Raw genomic sequence first — 17,792 nt, forward strand, 5'->3', positions numbered from 1 at the left:
GGCCCCATTGGCATAGCACGGAGGGGGACGATGAGTACGCCGGGGCGACGCGCGTGGTTCGTTGCCGCGCTGGTGTTCTTCAGCACACCCGTCTGGGCCAACTATTCCTGGGGGCAGATGGGGCAGTTCCGCCCGGGTATCCAGGCCGCCATCGTCGTGCTGGTGCTGGCGGTCGAGTGGCTCGTCATCTGGCTGATGACGCGCATGTCCTGGCTGGCCGCTCTCATCACCACCGTTGGGGCGAACGCTCTGTCGGGCCTGATCGGCTACGCCGTCGTCGGGGCGATGCAGCTCACCGACCCCCAACAGCTCTTCGTCCTGGTCATCCCCAGTGTCATCATCGAGACCTCGGTGGTGCTGCCGTGCGCTCGGAGCTCCAGTGAACGGCCTTCCCACCGCGCCCACTGGGCGTTCATCGCGGTCATTGTCGCCAACGTCCTGAGCGCCGCCGTGAGCTTTGGCTTTCTGCAACTGAACTACGGCTCGGAGCCCCAACCCATCTTCGGGCGCGAGGGCTGGATGCTCGCGGGCGGAGCGTACTTCCTGCGGAGCACCGCACCGAAGCATGGTGGGAGCATCCGGAGCGCCGTCACCGACACCTCAAGCACACCCATGATGTTCAGAGCTGCGGTCGGCTCGCGCGGGAAAGCCCTCCTGGATGTCGCTCCCCCCTGGTTACCGTGGTCGCGGCGTGCGTGGGTGGCGCCCTACCAAGTCGGAGGAGTTCCAGACAGGTTGGCGCCGGATGGTCAGGGCCAGCCGATGCTGTGGACCGGGGGACCATACCTCCAGGGCCGCCGCGGCGTGGTCTTCACCGATGGCAGCTTCCGACTCATGTCCGAACGTGAGTTCTGCAAGCTGGGCGCCGTGCCGCACCCGCCACCGGACTGGCTCGTCCAGGCTGTGGAGCGGTCCCCTACTCAATCCCACCCAACCGGAACACCTCGTCCATGACCTCATGGACCCGCAGCAGGCTCCTGGCCGAGCCGCGCGGCTCCTGCCGGCTCAGCACGCAGTCCAGGAAGTGCGCCAACGCGTCCCGGAAGCCCAGCAGCTCCGCTGTGCTGAAGAGCATCTTCACGCGCCCGACGTGGCTCTCGCCGACCTGCTGACCACTCTCGTACAACTCCACGGTGTCGGGGCTCAGGATGTTGGCGCTGCGCGCCTCGGCGTGAAGCAGGAAGCGCTCCACCCATGTGCCGCTGTCCACGTGCTGCACGAGGTTGGCTGCCCCGCCGGAGCCCAGACGGAACTGCACGGCCAGCAGTCGCTGCGGCACATGCACGACGCTCCGCACCTCGGCCACGTCGCCGGCCAACCATATCAGCGGCGACATGACATGCAGGCCGTCGTCCAGCAGATAGGCGGCGTCGGTGCGGCGGATGGTCTTGCTCTTCTCGACATGCGCGAAGTCCACGGGCCGGTCGCCCAGGAACTCCTTGGCGCGTACGAGGGCGGTCATGAAGAGGCGGTTCTGGCCGACCTGGTAGACACACTGCTTCCGCTCGGCCAGCGCCACCAACTCCCGCGCGTGGACCAGCTCGGGCGTGTCCGGCTTCTCCGTGTAGACGTCCACCCCGGCCTCCAGGAGCGGGCCGATGAGACCGTAGTGCGTGGCTGCCGGGGTGAGCACCAGGGCGGCGTCGGGCCGCACGGCGCTGAGCATCTCCTGGAGGCTCGTGCAGCCCCGCTCGAAGGCATACGTGCCCAGCGCGGCCGCGCGCTTCTGCTCGTCGGGCTCGACGAGTGCCGTCAGCTTGACGCGATCGGCGAAGTGATGGAGCAGCGGACAGTACGTGTTGGCCGACATGTGCCCGTAGCCGATGATGGCCAGGCGTGTGTATCCCATGGGTGACCCTCCCGAACGGGCATGGTTCGCGGCGTCGAGGCACTTACCTCCCCGGCGGCAGGTCTGCGCACGCCCCGAGGCGAAAACTGCGGTTCATCTCGACTAAGCCCAGCCCGGCGCGCTGGCCATACTGGGACAAGTTCCAGGACGCGAACCGGCGTCTGCAGCGGATGTGCTCGCGCGACCCGCGCCTGGCCTATGTGGACATCTCGCCCACGCTGCTCGACGCCCAGGGCCAAGTGCGCCCCGAGTGCTTCCTGCCCGACAAGCTGCACCTGAAGGCGGAGATGTACGCGCAGTGGACGAAGCTGGTCCGCCCCGTGGTGGAGCGGCTGTGGGGGCAGATCACAGCAGACTGAAGAAGGCGACACTGAGTATGGACTTGCAGCGCACGACGGAGATCATCATTGGCGTGGCCCGCGAGGCCGGCGACCATGCGCGGACCGGCTTCGGCGCGGCCACATGCACGCACAAGCACGACGGCACCCTCGTCACCTGCTTCGACAGCCAGTGCGAGCAGCTCATCCGGGCCCACCTGCGGCACCACTGGCCCGACCACACGATCTACGGCGAGGAAATGGGCCTCGAAGGGCCCCCGGACAACGAGTGGGTCTGGTACCTCGACCCGATTGACGGCACCAGCAACTTCGTCTTCGGCCTGCCGATCTGGGGGGCGTCCATCGGCCTGGCGCACCGCGGGCAGCCGGTGGCCGGGGTCTTCTACATGCCCCTGACCGACGAGACGTGGTGGGCCTGGCGCGGCGGGGGGGCGTATCACAACGGGCAGCGCCTGCAGGCGTATGACCCCGAGGACATGAACCGCACGGACCTCGTGTGCCTGTCGAGCAGCATCCTCGAGCGCTACCACTTCAGCTTCCCGCAGAAGGTGCGCTGCTACGGTAGCGCGGCCCACGCGCTGGCCATGATGGCCGGCGGAACCTTCGCCGCCGTCATTCACGACCACTGGTATGTCCATGACATTGCGGCGGCGCTGCTGATGTGCCAGGAGGCGGGGGCGGTCGTGACGCAGACCGACGGCAGCGACTTCGCGAGCTTCGAGGGCCTCGACCCGAAGGCCAAGGTGCCGGCGTTGGTGGTCACCGGGGGCCAGATCCACGAGAGGATGCTCGCGGCGGTGACGCCGAAGGCGTGAGGCGTGGCCGGTCGGGGTCGGTGACCCCTCCCACACCCCACGTTAGCCCAGGCTGTAGGAGCGGTCACCGACCGCAATGCCGTGGGAGCGGTCACCGACCGCGATGCCGTGGCAGCGGTCACCGACCGCGACCCTCCCCCCTACCTCTTCTTCCTCCCCACCGCAAACACGATCACGCCGAGGAACATGATGATCGAGACGAGGATCAGGACGTTCGGCAGCGGCTCGCCGACGACCGCGCGCAGGACCGTGGCATAGTAGATGAGCCCCGCGCCCAGCAGGCAGAAGGCCGTGAGGGCGGTGGCCCAGATGAAGAGCCACTGGAAGGAGCGCGCGGCGGCTTCCCAGTCATAGCTCGGGGCCTCCAGCCGCTTGGTGTCGGGCGTGGCCTCCAGGCGCGTGGCATAGTGCTCGGCCAGCTCGCCCATGGACTTGTCCAGCTCGCCTTCCAGCTCCCCCTGCCGCACCATGCTGATGAAGAACGGCGAGAACACGTTCGGATAGCGGCTGAAGGCCGTGGCGAGGGTCCGCCCGTTCTCCACATCGGCCCGCACCGAGTCGACGATCTCGCGCAGGAGCGGGTTGGCGCTCTGCTCCCGCAGGGCCTCGAAGATGTCGAGGATGTTGAGCTGGGCGTGGGTCAGGCTGGAGAACTGCTGGCAGAAGGCAGCGATTTCGGCGTTAGTGATCTGCGGAGGCTCGGTAGGCATCATGCACCTCGCAACAGGAAGGCTGTGTGCGGCACGAGTCGTCTACGACTTCGTCTTCGTCTCGCCGTCCACCTGCGGCGCCGCACCGCTGATTTGCTCGATGGCCCTGGCGGCGGAGGTCTGCACGCTCGGGCGCGCGTCGTGCACGGCCTTCTCCAGCCCGGGGAGCGCCTCCACAGCGCCCAGCTTCCCCAGCGCGACGCACGCGGACTGCCGGACGCCCATGTCCCGGTCCTCTAGGGCCAACAGCAGCGCCGGCAGCGCCATCGGGTTCTCCAGCTTGCCCGCGGCGACCACCGCGGCGCGGCGCACCGCAGTGTCTTTGTCCTCGGTCGCGGCCTGGGCCAGGGCGGGCACGGCCTCGGGCAGGTTGAGCTTCCCGAGCGCCACGGCCGCCGCGCGCCGGTTCGCCGGCCGCTTGGACTGCAAGGCGGCCAGCAGCTCCGGACCGACGGTCTTCTCGCCCAGTTGCCCCAGGAGTTCGATGATGTGCTTGCCTCCGGCCTCGTCGCGCGCTCTGTCCAGTTGGTCGGCCAGGGCGGACACGATGTCCGGCAGGTGCGTCCGCGCTTCCTCCGCCGTCAGCTTCTGGGGCTGGCGCGCCGCGCGCCAGGCCTGCTTGCGCCGCCCCAGCGGCGCGTACTGCTCGCGCGCCATCGTTGCGGCGCAGGCGTAGTCGTCGCGCGTGAGTCCCTTCTGGCGCAACACCAACCGCGTCACGACCGCCCACAGCGTTGCGGTGAACGCAGTGGCGATCACCAATGGGAGAGCATAGACCATCAGGCCGCTGCCTTCGAGGGTCGGCGGGCGTGGGAACACCAGCGCCAGCGCCAGAATGACCCCGAGGGGCAGACCGAGGATCCACCCGGCCTCCTGGAAGCGCAGGGGCTCGGCGTCGCTCTGTTCCTCCAGCAACGCCGCCCCGCCGATGACGGAGGCCAGGGCCAGGCTACCGACGACGAAGCCGATGGCGGCAGCGGCCTCCAGAAAGAGGCGCGGCTGGGAGGGCACCGGCCGGGCGATCAGCAGCCACACGAAGGCGACCAGGCAGGCTGCCGTCGCCAGGGCGGGCACGCCGATCCAGAAATGAGCCAGGGCGCCGGCTCGGGGGGGACGAGCAGGGGTATCTTTCCTCACAAGGCCAAGGTTCGACCTCGACGGCACGGCTACCTCCCGCCGCCAGTGCGGACAGGAGTGTCGCACCCCCGCAACGAAGTGACTCCCAACGCACGCACCAGGTGATCGCCATGACTGCCGCCGAGCAACGCCGCCGCCTGCAGAACCTCGCCGATATCAGCGCCGCCCTGGGCGACGCGCCCGGGCACTTCGTCTCCGACTACCTGGCCGGCCAAGTCGTCTACAACCTGAGCGAGTACCCGGCCCCCACGCCCCTCGCGCCTACTCCGTATGATGAGGAGCTACTGGCCAGCCTGGCGGCGGCGGGGGTGAAGCTGGTCCAGATCCACGAGGACTTCAACGACTCTCAGCGCCTGCTGGGGGCCGACAAGTTCAGCAGCTACGACGCCGAGGGCCTCCAGCAGTTCGTGGACCTCGTGCACAGCCTGGGCATGAAGATCATCCCCTACATCTCCAGCGGCTACTTCGATGTGCGCGACCCGGACTTCCGGGAGTGCTGGTATGATCCGCACCGCGACCGCCTGCAGGAGCTGTACTTCGACTATGCCCACTGCTCGCCTGCCAGCCCGGAGTGGCGGGCGTACCTGCTCGACAAGGTCGAGCGCCTGCTCGACCGCCACGGCTTCGACGGGCTCTACAACGACATGGGCTACGACCGCCGTGGCGACGCGGAGGCCCTGCCCGAGGGGCAGGTGCGTCCCGGCCCGCAGCCCCATGCCGCCGTGGACGACCTGCTCGAGCAGCTCTACAGCCTCGCCCACCGGCGCGGGGGTGTCGTCAAGGTGCATGGCCTCCCGCCGCAGATCGCCGGCCGTGCGCAGGTGTACGACTACCTCTGGGTCGGCGAAGCGGTGGCGTCGCTGGATAGGCTGCGCCATGACAGCAAGGACCTGCCGCCGTACGTGGTCCCCTGTCCCGACATGAGCCGCGCCCAGGTCACCGATGAGCACGACCTGTACCTGCATACGGTGCCGTACATGCAGTTCCCGCTGCGGGTGGACGGACGCCCGGTGACGGGCGAGCGGGCGTCCGTGCCCGGCGTGTCCTACCAGCCCGAGGAGCGCTGCTTCTGGACCCGCCACATGCGCGCCATCGGGCGCCACTTCCGCCAGTGCCCGGAGGGGCCGCACACGTACGGTTGGTGGGATAGCTGCCCCGGGCGGGCCGAGGCGCGCCAGACGTGGATGGACACCTTCGCGCTCTACCAGCCCATGGTGACGCCCGGCAGCCGCGTCTGGACGGACGTCCCGCCCAACCCGCTCCTCGACTGGCGCCTGCCGCCGGAGGTCGTGGCGAGCTTCTTCGTCAATGTCGAGACCTATCTCGTCCTGGCCAACTACGGCGAGAACCCGGCGACAGTAACGTCGCCGTGGCAGTGGTCGTTAGTGGGACCGCGGGCCTCCAGCCCGCAGCCGTCCCAGCGCCTCACACTGCAACCAGGCCAACTACTGTTTCTGCGGAGGATTCACGAGCATGTCTGAGTACTCACTGACGCAGCTGGCGCCGACGATCGCGGCCGTCTTGGGGTTGCCGGCGCCGAACGGCTGCCGGCAGGATGCCGGCGCTTCTGTGGCTGGCGCTCCAAAGGCGATCCCCGAGATCGTCGCCGACTTGCAGGGGGCGGAGCGACTGGCCGTCCTGGCCCCGGACGCGCTGGGGATGCACCCGTTCACCCTATGGCGACACGAGATGCCGTTCCTGGACGGACTGCACCGGCAGCACAGCCTGGTGCTGCGGGCCGTCATGCCCACGATCACTCCTGTGAACTTCTCGACGATGGTCACGGGGGCGGAGTTGGATGTGCATGGCATGCAGAGCCGGGAGAGCGACTTCCAGTGTGAGACGCTCTTCGACACCGTCCGGGCACATGGCGGCCGCAGCGCCGGGGTGGGCCGAGTCGGCTACACCGGCTCGATGATCCTCGCCCGCTTCGCCGACCTGCAGGGCACTGCGGAGAGCAATACCGACGCCGAGGTGGAGCAGATCACCCTTGGCTTCGCGCGCGAGCAGCTACCCGAGTTCGTCATCGTGCAGCTCGGCAGCACCGACGACGTATTCCACCAGCACGGGCCGTCCTCGCCCGAGGCCCTGCCTGTCGTGCGCGAAACGGATGAGCGATTGGGGCGGATGGTGGAGGAGTTGGTGGGCCTCGGCTACGCGGTCATCGTCACTGCCGACCACGGCCAGCACGATTGCGACCGGGGCGGCACGCACGGCAGCGAGTCCGACGAGGATGCGCTGGTGCCGTGCACATGGTTGGCCCCGTAGGCGGCAGCGGGTGCCACGGCGAGCCCCGCTCGCCGTGCGTGGAGGCGTAGCACGGCAGGTCCCGCCGCCTCCCCCTTCTGTGGCGCCGGCCGTGGGTCCCCTCGCGCATGACGCGACACCCACGGCCGGTTGCGTCGTCTATCTCAACACCTTCACCAGCCCGTTCGTCCACGCCTCACGGGCCTCGTCGAGGCCGAATTCGACGTCACCATCGGCCATCTCGATCTCGATCTCCGGCTCGTCCTCGACCTCACCCAACTCGGTCAACCCCAGCCCCTTCTCCGCGAAGATCGCGCGCAGGGCGTCGTCGTGACCGGCGCGGCATTCCATCACGAAGCCGCTGGACTCGCTGAACAGGAAGACATCCGGCCGCAGGTTCGTCTCGATCTCATCGAGCTTGATCTCGAAGCCAAGCTGGCCCTTGGCGTGCCCGCCGATGGCCATCTCGCACAGGGCGGTGATGAGGCCGCCATCCGAGATGTCGGTGCAGGCCGCGACGTGACCGGCGTCAATCGCTTCGATGACGCCGTAGATCATGTTGCGCTCCTGTTCCCAGTCAAGCTGCGGGACATTGGCGCCCAGGCCGAAGCCCATGGCCTGGTAGAAGGCGCTGCCGCCGAGCTCGTTCTTGCGCGGGCCGACCAGGAACAGCTTGTCGCCGGCGTGCTTGAACTGCATCGTCACAGCCTTCGAGTAGTCGGGCATGACGCCGACGCAGGCGATGATCGCCGAGGGTGAGACGGCGCTGCCGGCCGCCGACTCGTTGTACAGGCTCACATTGCCCGAGATGATGGGCACCGGCGTGTTGTCGTAGCCCTTCAGCCACAGGTTCTTGGCGGCGTCAGCCAGGCCGCGCACACCGTCACGGAACTCCCAGAACTGCTCGGGCACCTCGGGGTTGCCGAAGTTCAGGCAGTCCGTCAGCGCCGCCGGCGTCGCGCCCACGGAAGCTACGTTGCGCATGGCCTCGGCCACGGCATTGGCCCCGCCCCAGTACGGCGAGATGTCGCCATAGTAGGGGTTGCCGTCCACGGACAGCGCGCAGCCGGCCGTGCTGCCCTCCAGCGGCGCGCACACGCCCGCGCCGGCCTCGCCGGGGCGGATGACCGCGTTGCCCTGCACTTCGGTGTCGTACGCGCTGTAGATGTACCGCCGCGAGCACACGTTGTCATGGGCCAGGACCTTGAGGATCGCTTCCTGGAGCTTGACCATCGGGAAGACCGGCTCCTGACCGGAGTAGGTCTTCGGGCTCTCCTCACGCTGATACTGGATGCCGGAGGTGACCTTCTCGATCGGCGCGTCGCAGACGATCTTCCCGTCCATGATGAGCCGGTAGCGCCGGTCCGTGACGATCTTGCCGATGACCTTCGCGCACGCGCCCTCGTACACGTTGGGCAGGTCCCAGTCCTCGTTGTAGATGCGCAGGACCTCGGGCGTGAACGTCTCGGGCACGGCCAGCAGATAGCGCTCCTGGGTCTCCGCGCAGCAGACGGTCTCGGGCAGCATGTCCGGCAGGGCCATGTGGACATCGTCGAGGTTGATATCCACGCCGAAGCCGCCGGCCTCGACGATCTCGGACGTGCCGCAAGCCAGCCCACCGCCGCCGATGTCCTTCATCCCGATGGGGATGCTCAATTCCTTGGCCCGCTGTCGCACGGCCTCATTGGCCTTGCGCATGGCCAGCACGTTCTTGAGGAACGGGTCGGGCACCTGGACCGCCCCCCGGTTCTCCTCCTGCTCCTCCTCGCTGATGATCTTGGAGGCGAAGGCGCTGCCGCCAAAGCCGGAATCGTCAGTCGGCTTGCCGATCAGGATGAGGTCATAGGGCACGTCGGCCGCTTCCCTGGGCACGCGCGAGTGGATGATGTCCTCCTCGGCCACGAGGCCCAGCGACACGACATTGACCAGGCAGTTGTCGTCATACGTCGGCGAGAAGTACACGTCGCCGCCCAGGCAGGGCACGCCGAGAGCGTTACCGTACTGCCAGATGCCGTCCACCACGCCGCCGACGATCCACTTGGTGCGGTCGGACCACTTGCCCTCCGGGTCGCCGAAGCGTAGCGGGTCGGCGGTGGCGATGACGCGCGCGCCCATGCAGTCCACATCGCGCACGATGCCGCCGATGCCCGTCGCCGCGCCTTCATTGGGCAGGACCTGCGAGGGGTGGTTGTGGCTTTCGTGGGCCATGACAATCCCGTAGCGCTTGCCGTCGAGCCAGGCGAACTCGACGATGCCAGCGTCCTCTTCAGGGCCGAGGATGACGTTGGGGCCGGTGGTGTGCAGGAACTCCTTGAGGGTCGAGCGGCTGGACTTGTACGAGCAGTGCTCGCTCCACTCGGAGTTGAAGATGTACATCTCGACGACGGTCGGGTCGCGGCCCAGGAAGCCGGCGATCTGCTTGGCCTCCTCCACGGTCAGGCCAACGCCATGCCCATCCATGAACTTGCGCAATCCTGCATCATCAAGCTGCGATACCGGCAAACGTCGTTCGTCGAGTTGCATTCAGGGATCGTTCCTCTCGAGCACAAACCTGGGGGTGCCTCTAATATAGCCCGCCGCGCGCTTTGGCGCAACCCGTCGCCGCCGGGAGCGACTGGCGGTTGGCTCAGACCGCCCCGGCCCGCCGCAGGTACGCCAGCGTGTACGGGCAGTTGGCCAGGCAGATGCCACAGACGGTCGGCGTGACCCCCCGCTCGGTCGCCACGCGCTTGAGGCCCTCGACACACGCGCGCGGGTCCCAGAAGTCTTCGCGCGCCATGCCGTCCTGCCACACGCGGCCCGAGGCGGCATGGCCCGGGCACACGTCCATGCACACCTGGCAGTCGCCGCAGCGCGCCTCCAGCGGCGCCGGACCCGTCGGCAGTGGCGCATCGGTCAGCACCGTGTTCCAGCGGACTGCCGAGCCATAGTCCGGGTTGATGAGCAGGGCGCACTTGCCGATCCAGCCCAGGCCGGCCAGGCGGGCCGATGTCTTGTGCTGGAAGGGCGCCGACAGCGTGGCCATCGAGATGCCCCCCGTGGCCGTCAGGGGCGTCGCCTCGAAGCCCGCCGCCTCCAGGACGCTCGCCGCCCGCTCGGCCAGCCTGTCCAGCAGCGCATTGGTGCGCGTGTACTCGGCAAAGTACTCTGGTGTGGGGCCCTCGCGCACTGCCGCGATGATGCCGGGGTCCAGGGCCACACCCATGGCGACGGCCCGGGGGAAGCCCTGCCTGACCTCTTCCGGCACCGAAGACAGATCGGCATAGCCGACGAGAGTTGCGCCCTGTTCCGTCAGTTGGTTGGTGAGTGTCTCCATGTGTCCTGCGTTCCCTAGGGTAGCTCGACTCGCATGGCCGCGCTTGTCTGGTCGCCCTGTCGCCGCGTGATGAGCAGGCGGGGCTTGTCCCCCAGCTTGATCTCGTCCACTCTCTCCCCCACCTTCACAGCCAACCCGCCCGGGATCGCCGTCACCACCGGCAGCGCCTTCACGCCCGGCTTCAGCGGGAAGAACACGTAGGCGATCTGCGACGGGGCGGTCGCCCGCCACGTGTATGTCGCCACCGGGATCGGCTCGCACTCCAGGCCGCTCTTGAGCGTCCAGCCCAGCAGGAACGGCTCCTTCTGGCCCTGGACGACCTGGGCGGTTAGCGCGTCCGGGACGTCCGCGCCCACGCGGACCGGGAGGATCGCCAGGTTCGCCTTGTCGCCGTTGTCGGTCACGATGTTCTGCGTCCCCGGAACAACGGACGCCGCCGCCGGCCGCAGGTGGAAGTATGCCGTGTAGTCGTGCGCCTGCGCGTCGGCTGACGTCAGCGTGTCAATCACCAGCCAGTAGTCGGGCTTGACGAAGACGACCTCGCGCCGCTGGGTCGCCAGGCGCTCCTTGTCCTTGCCGAAGCCCTCGTCATACGTCCCCACGGCGTAGTCGAGCCCCTCCGTCGTGAACCACGGGTTCGTCTGGGCCTGCTTGTTCACGAAGGTCTCGCGGGGGGCGCCGCGCCGCACCTGGCCCTTCCCATCGACGAACACTGTGCTGTGTGCCGTGGCCCCCAGCACATAGCGCCGCCAGTCCGAGGCGTCGTACGTGTAGACGCCGGTGTCTATGGCCAGCCGGCTGCCATACGCGCTCATGACGAAGCCGAGCTTGTCCTCGTGCTGGTGGCCGTAGCCGAACGGCCCCGCCTCGAATACGCACCACAGGTCATCGGGGCCCCAGCCGCTGCGCATGATGTACTGTCCGGCCCACGGGCAGGCGTGGGAGGTCCCGGCGGGCGGCTTGCCCTCGGCGCCCCGCGTGGTGGTCCATTTCCAGTCCTCGCGCCCGGGGAAGTGCTTCAGCCCGTCGTTCAGCGTTCGCCTCAGGTCGGTCGGTCCGGAGTCATTGAACGCCGGGGAGGCGCCGTCGGGCCCCATCAGCCACATGTTGTACTCCCACATGCGCTCCAGCTTGCCCAGGTAGTCGGCCGGCAGCGTCTGCCCCGTGAGTTGGGCCACCTGCACCAGCCCCAGGAAGTTGTAGAGCGACACCTGGTGGTAGCCCGGCGCCAACTCGATCTGCGCGCCATCGGGATAGACCTGCACGTCGAGGTCCTTGTGCAAGCGCGCGACAGCCGTGTCCCGCCACGAGGCAGCTTCTTGGAACTCCGGGAACAGCGCCCCCACATGGTACAGGCCGTTGCACTCCATGGTCAGCCAGTTGCCGGTGGTCGGGTAGAGCGCCAGGTAGCGCGCGTGCTCCACCATGGACTTGACCATGTCAATGATCGCGTCGTCGGTGAAGCTGGGCGACGACAGGAAGTAGAAGAAGGAGTTAGGCCACGAGCCGGCCATGCGGATGCCGCACTCGATGGTGCGCCAGCGCGAGCCCGCCCCGTTGTCCACCCGCCCCGCGGGCACCGGGCAGTCATGGATCCAGTCTTCGAGCTGCCAGACGAACTCCTTGGCGTACTTCTCGTCTAGCGTGTCCCAGTAGGCGCGGCCCAACGTCGTCCAGAAGCCGTGGCGGCTGAACTGCCAGACCCACTCGTTGTTCACGGGGTTGGTCGGGTTGACGGTCCAGTCAATGTCCCCGCCCTTGAAGTCGTAGGGTACGCTACAGACCACGAACCGCCGGGCCATCGCCTCATCGGCGCTGCGCGTGTTCGGCCTGGCCTGCGGCTGGGTGGGCCTGCTCTTCCAGTCGAAGTTCCACGGGTGCGGCAGGGACTTGAGGTACGCCACGTACTCGCGGCGCGCGGCGGCCCAGTCGCCTGTGGCCGTTGCCGCCTTGACCTTCGCCAGCCCCGGCGTGTCGAAGTTCAGCGCGCCGAAGAACTCCTCGTCGGTGAGCCGGGGGCCGACCACCGGCCCCTGTGTCTCCAGCCGGACATCGTCCACGTAGACCACCGCTTCCTTGTTGAGCTGCTGGTCCCAGCCGCTGGCGGTGAAGGCCAGGCTGTCAATCTGATCCCACCCGCGCGGCGAGCGGTTGATGCCCAGGTCCTCCTTGAGCCGCAGGGACACACGCTGCCAGTCGCCCGGCTTGACCTTGACGTGCGCCGAGTAGTAGTCCGCGCCCTCCTTGGCCGGGTCCTCGGAGGTGATGATGAGCATCCACGAGGCCCCCTCCGGGGTGTCGGTGCGCAGCCACATGGTCAGCGTGTCCCAGGGGGTCCAGTCACGGGGGACCTGCGCGAGGCTCATCCGCGCGTTCGCGCCGTGCTTCCACTCCAGGCACTGCTGCCCGCTGTGGGGCTGCGTCGTGACGGCGCTGGCGCCGGCAGCCGGCTCGTTCTCCGCGTAGATGACCTGCGGGGGCGCCGCGGAGCCTACAGAGACCAGCAGAGCACAGCACAGGGCAACCAGGACACGCATCTTGCCCTCCTTGGGGAGCGGGGATCTCTACACAGTGACCGGCATCCCGGCGACCGCGCGGAACGACACCGTGGGGGTCAACCGAGCGACACTGACGGACGGCACAAAGCAGACGGGGTGTCCGGCCTCTCGGCGCCGGGCACCCCGCGATGGTCTCTGATCAGGCAAGCGGCCTCGGATCGTCATGTGCCAACTCGCCGAACTGCGTGGGCACACCCGCTGGGGCGCCACGTCCCGCCGACGTCAGTCAAACGGTCCCGGCGGCTTATCCAGGCCGGCAACGGTCACGGTGTAGAAGTCTGTCGCGGTGGTCGCGCCGCTGCCGTCGGTGACGATGACCTGGATGCTGTAGCGCTGTGCCTCCTGCACGCCGTCAGCGTCGTAGGCGTTGGTGTTGCCGGGCAAGATCAGCCAGTGCCCGGTCTCGCCCTCGCTATCCTGTACCTCGGGCAGCCAGTAGGTGCCTGCGGTGCGCGTGTCGAGCTCCATGATGACGGTCTCGATGGTTGAGTCGGGCTTGTATACTCGCGCGACCACCTGCGCGATGCCGTCGCCATCCCGGGCAGCCACAGTGATGTTCACCTTGCCGCCAGTCGCTTCCAGTTCCTCGGGGGTCAGGGAGAAGAACGTGATGACCGGGGCACGGGGGGCCGTGACGGTGATGTTGGACGAGGCGCGGGCCGTGCCGCACGCCGCGACGAGCGTCCCGGCTCCGGCCTGAGTGGCGGTGAACACGCCGCTCCTGTTCACCACACCGATCCCGCCGGTGACGTAGTAGCTGGGCGACACATCCAGCGCCCCCGTGGACCCGGTCACGCTGCTGGTGAAGGTCAGCTCGCCGTGCAGGTCCGTCTCGGCCTCGGCCGGTGTGATGCTCAGGCCCGTGGGCGTGGCCGACGTGCCTGGCAGCACGGTGATCGTCAGTCGCACATCATCGCCCTTGTTCAGTTGCAGCCCAGTGATGCTCTGGGAGCCGTAGCTGGCCTCTTCCGGGGTCTCGACGAGGATGCTCACGGTGCCGACGGGGATGTTGCGCAGGACGAAGTTGCCCCCGGAGTCGGTGGTGGTCTGGGCCACCACTGTGCTGGCCGCCGGGCTGACACCGGCGGCAACCACAGGCTGCAGAGCCTGAACCGTCGCTCCACCCAGGCCCATGGCCACATTGTCCGCTTCGACGACCGTGCCCCGCACCGTGGCGGTGTCCACCACGGGCTCAGGCGTCCCGCCGCCACCGTCGCCACCCCCACCGCAGCCGCAGAGCAAGCACAGCACCGCGAGAGCGGCGAATAGGGCGCTGACTTCACTGCGCGAACGCCTGGCGAGCAATCGGGTCATGGATGGTTGATCCCTTCTGGCTGTGTCTGCACAGGTGCCTGCGGCCGGCGCCGGGATGTACCGTACCGCGGCAGCCGGGCCCGGGATGGCCGTCCACCGTCAGCGCTGCACATGGAGCGTGCCCATCGCCTGCACGCTCTCACCCGACGTTCCGTTCGCGGTTACCCGCACCAAGTACGTGCCCGCCGGCACCAGCGTCCCGGCGGTGCTGCGCCCGTCCCACAACACACTGTTGTTCCCCGCGGCCCGCACCTTTTCCTGCTCGACGATACGGACGATCCGGCCCGCGATGTTCATGACTGACACCGAGCACGTGGCCGCGTTCGACAGCGTGAAACTCACCGTGGCCCCGCCCGACCGCACAGTCTGCGCGCTGAGGGCCTGCACCGTCAGCATCCCGGACGACCTGGGCGACACGGTCAGCCGCAGGCTTCGGCTCGTCTCCCCCGAGGCCGGCGTGAATGAGTACTGGCTCACGGTCCGCAGGTACACCGTGCGGCCCGTCGCCAGGTCCTCCAGCAACGCCACCGAGTCACGCGGCAACGCCGACAGGTCCGGTGTCGTGACGACCACCGCCTGCCCCTCGTGAAGGTTCTCCACCCTCATGTTCCAGATTATATTCGTCTGGCCGGACTGTGCAAGGGAAACCGCATAATTGCCTGTCCCCGCCGTGCCGGCGGCAGCGAGACTCAGCCGCGGTGCGTCCGCGATGGCCGGAGGCCGGGCCCCCGTCATCTTGTGCGAGGCCGTGCCGATGTAGCACGCGCTGTCGCTGACGCCCGCCGAGCTCACCCGCACCGGCACTGACCAGTTGACCTGCCAATCCGCCGTCCGCACCGCCTTGGTGCGCACGGCCGAGGCCGTCGTCGCGCTGACGCTGGCGTTCTCCACCGGTCGAGCCAGGGTCAGGGTGCAGTCCTTGTATACGAGCACCCAGGCGCCCTGCCAGGGCGCCAATACCGTCGTCGTGCTGCTCAACTGCGGGTAAGCCAGCACGTACGCCCCCTCAGCCCGGTCGTACACCCAGGCGTAGGCGGCCATGATCCCGGAGCTATCGGCGCTCTCCAGGTCCATGGCAGCCCCGTTGTACGTCACGGTTGCCTCGGACAGGTTGGTCGTGGAGAAGAAGGGGTTACCGATCTGATGCCAGCCCGGCGTCAGGGCCAGGTCGAAATCGCCCGCCGGGGCGGACACGCCGTTGGGCATGACGCTGACGTCCTGCGGCAGCTTCACCCAGAACCCGCCCCCCACCTCGACCTTCAGCCCGTCTGCCAGCGGCCTGGCCCCGGCATCATACAGATACACGCCGGTGCTCGGCGACCAGCGCGCATAGGCGAAGGAACCTGCCGCCATACCAAACAGCGTGGCCGGGTCGCCGTCGGTGGGTGCCGCCGGGGTCGCCATGAAGTACGTTCCCGCCGCGAAGCTCACTGGCGTGTTCGGGTAGGCCTCCACGGGCCCATAGCTCGTCAGGCTCTTGGTCTCATTGCCCGCCGTGTCCCGGACGCCGACGGCGTAGTAGTAGTCCACCCCGTCACCCACCGTCGCGTCCACATGCGACACGGCGCTCGGGTCGGCCAGCATCGCCACGGGCGTCATACCGCTCACGCTGGTGAAGCTGTGGGTGCTGCGGTAGACCACGAAGGCGTAGAAGTCAGCCGGCGCGACATAGGGATTCCACGACACGACGATGGCCCCACCGCTGTCGTCCTCGCGGTCCACCGCCATGACGTTGCTGACGGTCGGCGGGGGGCTATCGTTGAGCGGCTGCACCGGCCCGACCACGCTCGTCTCGCTCGTCAGTGTCCCGTCGGTGACGCTCACCTTGTAGTAGTAGCTCAGGCCGGTGGTCACGTCCGTGTCCACGTACCCTTCGCTGCCCCTGGGCAGCGTGGCAATCTGGGTGAAGCTTCCCGTGCTCCCCTGGCGGCGCCACACCCCGTACCCCGTTACCGTGTCCGAGCCGCCGCCGTCGTCGTTGGACCTCTTCCACGTCAGGGTGACGCTGCCCCCCTCGTCATCGGGCGTGTCCTCGGCCGTGAAGTTCGTCGGCGCGGACGGCGCCACCGACACGCCGAGCGCCCCGGCACAGTTGGCGCGCCCCGCCCCCAGCATGCCGACATACCCGGGGTTCGCGGCGTCTATGTTGTCGGCGCCGGTGCAGATGGCGTCTATCAGGTCAGCCGGCGTCGCTGTGGGCCGCTGACTCTTGACCAGCGCCGCCAGACCTGCCATCATCGGCGATGAGAACGACGTCCCGCTCATGGTGCCGAAGTAGCTGCCGAAGCCCGAGACCGTCGGGAAGTACACGAAGGTCCCGTAGATCGCGTCGCCCGGCGCCATCACATCAATGAAATGGGCCGAGCTGCTGTCAAAGTTGCTGTAGTAGGACTTGACGTCGTAGCGGTCCGTCGCCCCGACACCCAGGATGTGGTTCTGCGAGTACACGTCGGTGCCGTCGTTGCACACCGGCGATTCCCAGGTCGCCGAGGAGTCCGTCAGCTCCGTGCTCTCGTTCCCTCCGGCGCACACCACCAGGACCCCGGCATCGTAGGCGTCCGTGACGGGCGCGGTGAAGATGCTGGTGTACGCCGTGCCGATGCTCAGGTTGATGATGTTGGCCCCGTTCTCGATGGCGTAGTACATCGCCTCGATCACGGCGCTCAGATACGCGCTCCCGTCATCGGGAAAGACCTGCAGGGCCATGATCCTGGCGCCCCAGTCCACGCCGGCCACGCCGTAGGCGTTGTTGCCCACGGCGGCCGCCGTGCCGGCTACCAGAGTCCCATGGTTCACGTTATCGTCGGCGCCATACTTCCCGTCTTCATCAATGCCGTTGGGTACGGGACTCGGGTCGTTGTCCTCGTAGCGGAAGTCCCACCCCCGCCAGTCGTCCACGAAGCCGTTGCCATCGTCGTCCTTGTGGTTGCCGGCGATCTCGTCGCTGTTGTACCAGGTCTTGGCGGCCAGGTCCGGGTGGTCCTGGTCCACGCCCGAGTCGATGATGGCGATCACGACGCTGCTGCTGCCCGTGGTCACGTCCCAGGCTGCCGGCGCGGCGATCAGCGGCAGATGGTACTGGCTGCTGTAGTTCGGATCGTCCGGGACGAGCGCCGGGTACACTAGCAGGTCCGGCTCCGCCGCTGTTACCCCCGTCTGCGCCCGTAGGGCGGCCGCGGCCGCCACCACGTCGGCGCCGGTCGGCAACTCGATGATCTGCGTCCTGCGGCCCACGCGCCTGCCGACGTTGCCGTTCACCCGGGCCACCGCCGCCTGGGCCGCGCCAGCCTGCACGCTGGGTGCCCACTGCACCACGATCCGGTCCGCCACCGCTTCCTGAGCGCGCAGGATGATCCCGTGCGGAGTGTGCACGGTCCGCACCGGGCCCACCATCACCGTCTTCAGCCGTACCGGAGCGGCCCACGTCGCCGTGGCCAGGGCCCACACAAGCAACACGCCGAACACCGCCCACGGCGGCGTTCGGCGCAGTCTGCGTTCATGCGTCATC

13 protein-coding genes are annotated in these 17,792 nt (G+C 68.2%); 5 read left to right on the plus strand and 8 right to left on the minus strand.

The features are described 5' to 3' along the window. Positions 1–30 precede the first annotated feature (30 nt). On the plus strand, positions 31–954 hold the full coding sequence (locus LLH23_19370) for a hypothetical protein (GenBank protein ID MCE5240626.1): 924 nt from the start codon (positions 31–33) through the stop codon (positions 952–954). On the opposite strand, the gene LLH23_19375 is transcribed toward LLH23_19370, so the two are convergent. Continuing rightward, on the minus strand, positions 917–1,849 hold the full coding sequence (locus LLH23_19375; GenBank protein MCE5240627.1) for a Gfo/Idh/MocA family oxidoreductase: 933 nt from the start codon (positions 1,847–1,849) through the stop codon (positions 917–919). The two genes, LLH23_19370 and LLH23_19375, sit on opposite strands and share 38 nt — an antisense overlap. A gap of 170 nt (positions 1,850–2,019) precedes the next feature. Between LLH23_19375 and LLH23_19380 the strand changes: the two genes are divergently transcribed. Together LLH23_19380 and LLH23_19385 are read left to right on the plus strand one after the other, a co-directional pair. Continuing rightward, positions 2,020–2,208, plus strand: coding sequence for a hypothetical protein (locus LLH23_19380; GenBank protein ID MCE5240628.1), 189 nt, complete (start codon positions 2,020–2,022; stop codon positions 2,206–2,208). Between the two features lie 17 nt (positions 2,209–2,225). Beyond that, positions 2,226–3,002: an inositol monophosphatase gene (locus tag LLH23_19385; protein MCE5240629.1), complete on the plus strand. Its 777-nt coding sequence runs from the start codon at positions 2,226–2,228 to the stop codon at positions 3,000–3,002. Between the two features lie 140 nt (positions 3,003–3,142). On the opposite strand, the gene LLH23_19390 is transcribed toward LLH23_19385, so the two are convergent. Together LLH23_19390 and LLH23_19395 are read right to left on the minus strand one after the other, a co-directional pair. Further along, positions 3,143–3,712 carry a type II secretion system F family protein gene (locus LLH23_19390; GenBank protein ID MCE5240630.1) on the minus strand — a complete coding sequence of 190 codons (570 nt, stop codon included), beginning with the start codon at positions 3,710–3,712 and terminating at the stop codon, positions 3,143–3,145. Positions 3,713–3,754: 42 nt separating this feature from the next. Next, a complete protein-coding gene (locus LLH23_19395) occupies positions 3,755–4,786 on the minus strand; it encodes a HEAT repeat domain-containing protein (protein MCE5240631.1) in 1,032 nt (343 codons plus the stop codon). 173 nt (positions 4,787–4,959) lie between these two features. On the opposite strand from LLH23_19395, the gene LLH23_19400 reads away from it, so the two are divergent. Together LLH23_19400 and LLH23_19405 are read left to right on the plus strand one after the other, a co-directional pair. Then, on the plus strand, positions 4,960–6,330 hold the full coding sequence (locus tag LLH23_19400; GenBank protein MCE5240632.1) for a hypothetical protein: 1,371 nt from the start codon (positions 4,960–4,962) through the stop codon (positions 6,328–6,330). Then, complete coding sequence (locus LLH23_19405; GenBank protein MCE5240633.1) at positions 6,323–7,117, plus strand: alkaline phosphatase family protein; 795 nt, start codon at positions 6,323–6,325, stop codon at positions 7,115–7,117. The genes LLH23_19400 and LLH23_19405 overlap by 8 nt, the downstream gene beginning before the upstream one ends. Before the next feature lie 138 nt (positions 7,118–7,255). Here LLH23_19405 and purL read toward each other — a convergent pair whose 3' ends face one another. The 5 genes from purL to LLH23_19430 all read right to left on the minus strand — a co-directional run bounded on the left by purL (position 7,256) and on the right by LLH23_19430 (position 17,791). Next, positions 7,256–9,619 (minus strand): phosphoribosylformylglycinamidine synthase subunit PurL, encoded by a 2,364-nt coding sequence (gene purL / locus LLH23_19410; GenBank protein ID MCE5240634.1) that lies wholly within the window; start codon positions 9,617–9,619, stop codon positions 7,256–7,258. 103 nt (positions 9,620–9,722) lie between these two features. After that, positions 9,723–10,412 (minus strand): epoxyqueuosine reductase, encoded by a 690-nt coding sequence (locus tag LLH23_19415; GenBank protein MCE5240635.1) that lies wholly within the window; start codon positions 10,410–10,412, stop codon positions 9,723–9,725. A gap of 14 nt (positions 10,413–10,426) precedes the next feature. Further along, entirely contained in the window at positions 10,427–12,949 is a 2,523-nt protein-coding gene (locus LLH23_19420; GenBank protein ID MCE5240636.1) for a heparinase II/III family protein, read from the minus strand. A 243-nt stretch (positions 12,950–13,192) separates the two neighbouring features. Further along, the gene (locus tag LLH23_19425) at positions 13,193–14,284 is read right to left on the minus strand and encodes a carboxypeptidase-like regulatory domain-containing protein (protein MCE5240637.1); all 1,092 of its coding nucleotides are present in this window, start codon (positions 14,282–14,284) and stop codon (positions 13,193–13,195) included. Between the two features lie 99 nt (positions 14,285–14,383). Continuing rightward, the gene (locus tag LLH23_19430; protein ID MCE5240638.1) at positions 14,384–17,791 is read right to left on the minus strand and encodes a S8 family serine peptidase; all 3,408 of its coding nucleotides are present in this window, start codon (positions 17,789–17,791) and stop codon (positions 14,384–14,386) included. Position 17,792: the final 1 nt, after the last annotated feature.

This window comes from bacterium, assembly GCA_021372615.1.
Classification (GTDB): Bacteria; Armatimonadota; Zipacnadia; order Zipacnadales; family UBA11051; genus JAJFUB01.

Coding starts and splice junctions, on each gene's coding strand:
- LLH23_19405 (MCE5240633.1), top strand. CDS start 6,323: ATGTCTGAGTACTCACTGACGCAGCTGGCGCCGACGATCGCGGCCGTC.
- LLH23_19375 (MCE5240627.1), bottom strand. CDS start 1,849: ATGGGATACACACGCCTGGCCATCATCGGCTACGGGCACATGTCGGCC.
- purL (MCE5240634.1), bottom strand. CDS start 9,619: ATGCAACTCGACGAACGACGTTTGCCGGTATCGCAGCTTGATGATGCA.
- LLH23_19370 (MCE5240626.1), top strand. CDS start 31: ATGAGTACGCCGGGGCGACGCGCGTGGTTCGTTGCCGCGCTGGTGTTC.
- LLH23_19420 (MCE5240636.1), bottom strand. CDS start 12,949: ATGCGTGTCCTGGTTGCCCTGTGCTGTGCTCTGCTGGTCTCTGTAGGC.
- LLH23_19390 (MCE5240630.1), bottom strand. CDS start 3,712: ATGCCTACCGAGCCTCCGCAGATCACTAACGCCGAAATCGCTGCCTTC.
- LLH23_19400 (MCE5240632.1), top strand. CDS start 4,960: ATGACTGCCGCCGAGCAACGCCGCCGCCTGCAGAACCTCGCCGATATC.
- LLH23_19385 (MCE5240629.1), top strand. CDS start 2,226: ATGGACTTGCAGCGCACGACGGAGATCATCATTGGCGTGGCCCGCGAG.
- LLH23_19425 (MCE5240637.1), bottom strand. CDS start 14,284: ATGACCCGATTGCTCGCCAGGCGTTCGCGCAGTGAAGTCAGCGCCCTA.
- LLH23_19380 (MCE5240628.1), top strand. CDS start 2,020: ATGTGCTCGCGCGACCCGCGCCTGGCCTATGTGGACATCTCGCCCACG.
- LLH23_19415 (MCE5240635.1), bottom strand. CDS start 10,412: ATGGAGACACTCACCAACCAACTGACGGAACAGGGCGCAACTCTCGTC.
- LLH23_19430 (MCE5240638.1), bottom strand. CDS start 17,791: ATGACGCATGAACGCAGACTGCGCCGAACGCCGCCGTGGGCGGTGTTC.